The organism is Microbacterium sp. CPCC 204701, assembly GCF_004010105.1.
Lineage (GTDB): Bacteria > Actinomycetota > Actinomycetes > Actinomycetales > Microbacteriaceae > Microbacterium.
Window position 1 is genome coordinate 1 of record NZ_RRYE01000204.1, and the last position, 5,470, is coordinate 5,470.

Annotated in this window: 5 protein-coding genes; all 5 read left to right on the forward strand. The window is 71.8% G+C overall.

Going from position 1 to position 5,470, the window contains the following annotated elements; translation table 11 throughout:
- A partial coding sequence (locus EIO58_RS11850) for an alpha/beta hydrolase fold domain-containing protein (protein ID WP_164861662.1) occupies positions 1 to 553 on the forward strand: 553 nt, incomplete at its 5' end.
- Positions 550 to 2,586: a bifunctional aldolase/short-chain dehydrogenase gene (locus EIO58_RS11855; protein ID WP_127819719.1), complete on the forward strand. Its 2,037-nt coding sequence runs from the start codon at positions 550 to 552 to the stop codon at positions 2,584 to 2,586. The genes EIO58_RS11850 and EIO58_RS11855, both read left to right, overlap by 4 nt.
- Positions 2,583 to 4,028, forward strand: coding sequence for a rhamnulokinase (locus tag EIO58_RS11860; RefSeq protein WP_127819720.1), 1,446 nt, complete (start codon positions 2,583 to 2,585; stop codon positions 4,026 to 4,028). Before EIO58_RS11855 ends, EIO58_RS11860 begins: the two co-directional genes overlap by 4 nt.
- A gap of 99 nt (positions 4,029 to 4,127) precedes the next feature.
- Entirely contained in the window at positions 4,128 to 5,117 is a 990-nt protein-coding gene (locus EIO58_RS11865; RefSeq protein ID WP_127819721.1) for a serine hydrolase domain-containing protein, read from the forward strand.
- 156 nt (positions 5,118 to 5,273) lie between these two features.
- The coding region (locus EIO58_RS11870; protein WP_127819722.1) for an ATP-binding cassette domain-containing protein at positions 5,274 to 5,470 on the forward strand (197 nt) is incomplete at its 3' end.

Sequence of the window (5,470 nt, forward strand, 5' to 3'; positions counted from 1 at the left end):
GCGTCTCGCGCTGGGCGGTGCGAGCGCGGGCGGCAACCTCGCCGCAGGCGCGACGCTGCGGCTTCTCGAGCGCGGGTTCGCGACGCTTCCTGCGGTCGTGCTCCTGGCCTACCCCACGCTCCTCGCCGAGCAGCCGGCGCCGGACGCCGAGCTGCGGGCAGCGCTCGACGCGAACCCCGAGGCCGACCGGTTCGGGCTCGCCGCCGTGCGCGCCATGTACGAGAACTACCTCGGCCGTGCGCTCGAAGACGGCCCGATCGGCGCGATCCCGGGCCTCGCCACGCCCGCGGATCTCACGGAGTTCCCGCCGACCCTGATCGTGAACGACGAGGTCGACGAGCTCCGGGTCTCGGGCGAGGCGTTCGCCGCGACGCTGCAGGCGGCGGGGCGCCCGGTCGAGGTCGTCACCGAGCCCGGCACCGAGCACGGCCATCTCAATCGTCCGCACGAGGCCGCGGCATCGGTCACCATCGACCGCTTCGCCGCGCGCCTCGCGCACCTTCTCTCCACCCCTGACCTCGCATCCGCGACTTCCGAAGGAACCACACCATGACCAACCAGGCCGTCACCGACCTCATCGCGCGGTCGAACCGCCTCGGCGCCGACCCGAAGAACACGAACTACGCCGGCGGCAACACGTCGGCGAAGGGCACCGACACCGACCCGGTCACGGGTGAGCCCGTCGAGCTGCTGTGGGTGAAGGGCTCGGGCGGCGACCTCGGCACGCTGAAGCCCGAGGGCCTCGCGGTGCTGCGGCTCGACCGCATGCGCGCGCTCGTCGACGTCTACCCCGGGGTCGAGCGAGAGGACGAGATGGTCGCCGCGTTCGACTACTGCCTGCACGGCAAGGGCGGCGCGGCACCGTCGATCGACACCGCGATGCACGGCCTCGTCGACGCCGCGCACGTCGACCACCTTCACCCCGACTCGGGGATCGCGATCGCGACCGCAGCCGACGGCCAGGAGCTCACCGCGAAGATCTTCGGCGAGAGAGTCGTGTGGGTGCCGTGGCGTCGCCCGGGCTTCCAGCTCGGCCTCGACATCGCCGAGATCAAGGCACGGAACCCGCAGGCGATCGGCTGCATCCTCGGCGGCCACGGCATCACGGCGTGGGGCGACACCTCCGAGGAGTCCGAGCGCAACTCGCTGTGGATCATCGAGACCGCGCAGGCGTACATCGACGAGCACGGTAGGAAAGAGCCGTTCGGTGACGTGCGCGCCGGCTTCGAGGCGCTTGCGGATGCCGAGCGCCGCGCCCGCGCGGCGGCCCTGGCTCCGACGATCCGCGGCCTCGCCTCGACCGACAAGCCGATGGTCGGGCATTTCACCGATGCGGCCGAAGTGCTGGACTTCCTCGCGTCGGAGAAGGCGCCGGCCCTGGCTGAGCTCGGCACGAGCTGCCCCGATCACTTCCTGCGCACCAAGGTCAAGCCGATGCTGCTCGACCTGCCCGCGGATGCGGCGGTCGAGGCATCCGTCGCCCGTCTCAAGGAGCTGCACGAGCAGTACCGTGCCGACTACCAGGCGTACTACGACGCGCACGCGACCGCGCAGTCTCCGGCGATCCGCGGCGCAGACCCGTTGATCGTGCTGGTGCCGGGCGTGGGCATGTTCTCGTTCGGCGCGAACAAGCAGACCGCGCGGGTCGCGGGGGAGTTCTACGTCAACGCGATCAACGTGATGCGCGGTGCCGAATCGCTGTCGACGTACTCCCCGATCTCGGACGCCGAGAAGTTCCGCATCGAGTACTGGGCCCTCGAAGAGGCGAAGCTGCAGCGTATGCCCAAGCCCAGGACCCACCAGGGGCGCATCGGGTTCGTCACAGGCGCGGCATCCGGCATCGGCAAGGCCATCGCGACCCGCCTCGCCGCCGAGGGCGCGTGCGTCGTCGTCGCCGACCTCGACCTCGAGAAGGCGCAGGCCGCCGCGGCCGAGCTCGGAGGCGCGGATGTCGCGATCGGGGTCGCTGCCAACGTCGCCGACGAGGCCGCCGTCCAGGCGGCGCTCGACCAGGCGGTGCTCGCGTTCGGCGGCGTCGATCTCGTCGTCAACAACGCCGGGCTGTCGCTGTCGAAGCCGCTGCTGGAGACCACCGAGAAAGACTGGGACCTCCAGCACGACGTCATGGCCAAGGGCTCGTTCCTGGTGTCGAAGGCGGCCGCGCGGATTCTCATCGACCAGCGGCTCGGCGGCGACATCGTCTACATCGCGTCGAAGAACTCGCTGTTCGCCGGCCCGAACAACATCGCGTACTCGGCGACCAAGGCCGACCAGGCCCACCAGGTGCGACTGCTCGCGGTCGAGCTCGGCGAGCACGGCGTGCGCGTGAACGGCATCAACCCCGACGGCGTCGTGCGCGGCTCGGGCATCTTCGCCTCCGGCTGGGGCGCGAACCGCGCCGCCACCTACGGCGTCAAAGAAGAAGACCTCGGCCAGTTCTATGCCAACCGCACCATCCTCAAGCGCGAAGTCGTGCCCGAGAACGTCGCCGACGCCGTGTTCGTACTGACCGGCCCGGAGCTGTCGCGCACGACCGGCCTGCACATCCCGGTCGACTCCGGCGTCGCAGCCGCGTTCCTCCGATGACCTCCGGCGGGGTGGTCGCGGCCGTCGACCTCGGCGCCACGAGCGGTCGCGTCATGCTCGGGTACGTCGACGACGGGATGCTGCGCCTCGAGGCCGTCGCACGGTTCCCGAACGGTCCCGTGCCCGGCCCCGACGGACTGCACTGGGACTTCACCGCGCTGTACCGTCACATCCTCGAAGGGCTCGCCGAAGCCGTGCGGCGCGAGCCCGGCCTCGCGAGCGTCGGCATCGACTCGTGGGCCGTCGACTACGGGCTGGTGCACGGCGACGAGCCGCTCGGTGAGCCGTTCCACTACCGCGACGACCGCACCGCGCAGGGCGTCGAGGCGGTGCATGCGCGCGTGCCGTTCGAGGAGCTGTACCGCCGCAACGGCCTGCAGTTCCTGCCGTTCAACACCCTGTACCAGTACGCCGTCGAGCAGCGGCTCCCCGACGCGGAGGTCTCGCTGCTCATCCCCGACCTCGTGGCGTTCCTGCTCACCGGCGCACGCGTCGCCGAGCGCACGAACGCCTCGACGACGGGCCTGGTCGACGTCCGCGCGGGGGAGTGGGATGCCGAGCTCATCGCACGGCTGGGGGTCCCGGCATCCGTCCTTCCGCCGCTCGTCGACCCCGGCGAGCGCCTGGGCACCCTCCGCGGCGAGGCGCGGGAACGCGTCGGCGCGCCGCTCGAGGTGATCGCCGTCGGCTCGCACGACACCGCCTCGGCGGTCGTCGCCGTGCCGCTCAGCACGCCGGATGCCGCCTACATCTCGTGCGGCACGTGGGGTCTGGTCGGCGTCGAGCTCGACGAGCCCGTCGTCACCGACGAGGCGCGCGAGGCGAACTTCACGAACGAGGGCGGCGTCGACGGACGCGTCAGGTTCCTCCACAACGTGACGGGGCTCTGGCTGCTGAGCGAGTCGGTGCGCACGTGGGAGGCCGAGGACGGAGAACCCATCGACCTTCCGGCACTGCTGGATGCCGCGGCATCCGTCGACGGCGAGATCGCGCTCTTCGACGCCGACGACCCTCGCCTGTCGGCGCCCGGCGACATGCCCGCACGCATCGCGGCGGTGCTCGACGAGGCGGGCGCGGCGGTGCCCACCACTCGGGAGGCATTCGCCCGCACGATCGTGGAGAGCATCGCGCAGGCGTTCGCCGACGCGGTCGCGACGGCGGCGCGGCTGACCGGACGCGAGATCGACGTCGTGCACATCGTCGGCGGCGGGGCCTTGAACCGCCTGCTCTGCCAGGCCACGGCCGACCGTTCCGGACTGCCTGTGCTCGCGGGACCGGTCGAGGCGACGGCTCTCGGCAATGTGCTCGTGCAGGGGCGGGCCCAGGGCTGGTTCGGATCCGACGCGACGCTGGAGGACCTGCGGCGCGTGGTTGCCGCATCCGTCTCTCCGGAGCGCTACGCGCCGCGGGCGCGCGCGTCGTCGCGGCGTCAGCTCGGGTAACGTCGCCCCGCAGGGCGCCAGAATCCTGCAGCGGCGCGGGGCAGGTCTGGTGTGCCGCGACAGAGAATGACAACCGCAGACGGATGACGGGGGAGATGGATGAGTCAGTACGGGGCCGCGTTCGATTGGGCACGCCGACACGTCGACGCGGGGCGCCTGCCCACCGCCGTGCTGGGCATCGCGACCGCCGACGGCGTCGTCGCCCTCGACGCGTTCGGTGCGACCGAGGGCCGGCCGGCGCGGGCCGACGACCCGTACTGGCTGTTCTCGATCACGAAGGTGCTGACCGGGCTCACGGCCGCGCGCGCCGTCGAGCGGGGCCTTCTCACCACCGCGACGCCGCTTTCGGCCGCGATTCCCGAGTTCGGCGCGGCGCGCGACGACATCGTGCGTCTCGGGCATCTCGTGAGCCACACCTCCGGCATCCGCGAGCCGTCTCTCGATCCGCCGGACGGGCTGCGGGCGGCGCTTCTCGCGCCCGGCCGCGAATTCGTCGCCGGCGCGATGTCGCGATACTCGACGGTGGCGTTCGACGGCATCGCCGAGCTCGTGCGGCACACCACCGGACAGGAGTGGGATGCCGACATCGCGGCGTGGGCCGGAGCTGTGGGTGCGACCGGCCTGACCCTCGACCCGTCCGTCGATCCGCACGCCGTCGTGGACGCCGAGCGACAGGGCCTCGACATGCGCAGCTTCGCCCGTCACCGCAATCCGGGCGCCGGCATGATCGGCACCGCAGCCGACCTGCTCGCGATCGGCTCGGCGCTGCTGCGCATCGGGCACGGCGAGACCGGTGGGATCGTGCAGCCGGCGACGCTCGCGATGATGCTGCGGCCGCTGACCGGCGACATTCCCCGGCTCGAGCCGTACATCGCCGAGCGCGGTCAGGACTGGGGCTTCACCTTCAACCTCCGCACCCGCGCGCCGGGTCTGATCGACCGCGATGCCTACGGACACGGCGGCTGGGCGGGCACCGAGTTCTGGGTGCACCCGTCGGCCGGAGTCGCTTTCGTGCTCATGACCAACCGGAACGAGCGGCCGGGCGTCGACCTCGACGAGCTCGACAACGCCGTGGTCGCAGCGCGCTGACGCGACGCCGGCAGACGGTTCCCACCCGAGCCCATCGTGCGTGCATCGACCGTCCGTGGTCGGACGCGGCGTGGCACCGTGGTACGACGTCGGCGCCGGCAAGATCGGCCTCCGCTCCGACGCGGGCGACGGATGCCTCTCCCTAGCGTGGAGCGCATGATCACCGTGCAGAACCTGACCAAGCGCTTCGGCGCGAAGACGGCGGTCGACGACATCAGCTTCGAGGTGCGCCCCGGCGCCGTGACGGGCTTCCTCGGCCCGAACGGCGCCGGCAAGTCCACCACGATGCGCATGATCGTGGGCCTCGACCGCCCCGACGCGGGCGCCGCGACCGTCGACGGCCGCCCTTACCG

Coding starts and splice junctions, on each gene's coding strand:
- EIO58_RS11855 (WP_127819719.1), top strand. CDS start 550: ATGACCAACCAGGCCGTCACCGACCTCATCGCGCGGTCGAACCGCCTC.
- EIO58_RS11860 (WP_127819720.1), top strand. CDS start 2,583: ATGACCTCCGGCGGGGTGGTCGCGGCCGTCGACCTCGGCGCCACGAGC.
- EIO58_RS11865 (WP_127819721.1), top strand. CDS start 4,128: ATGAGTCAGTACGGGGCCGCGTTCGATTGGGCACGCCGACACGTCGAC.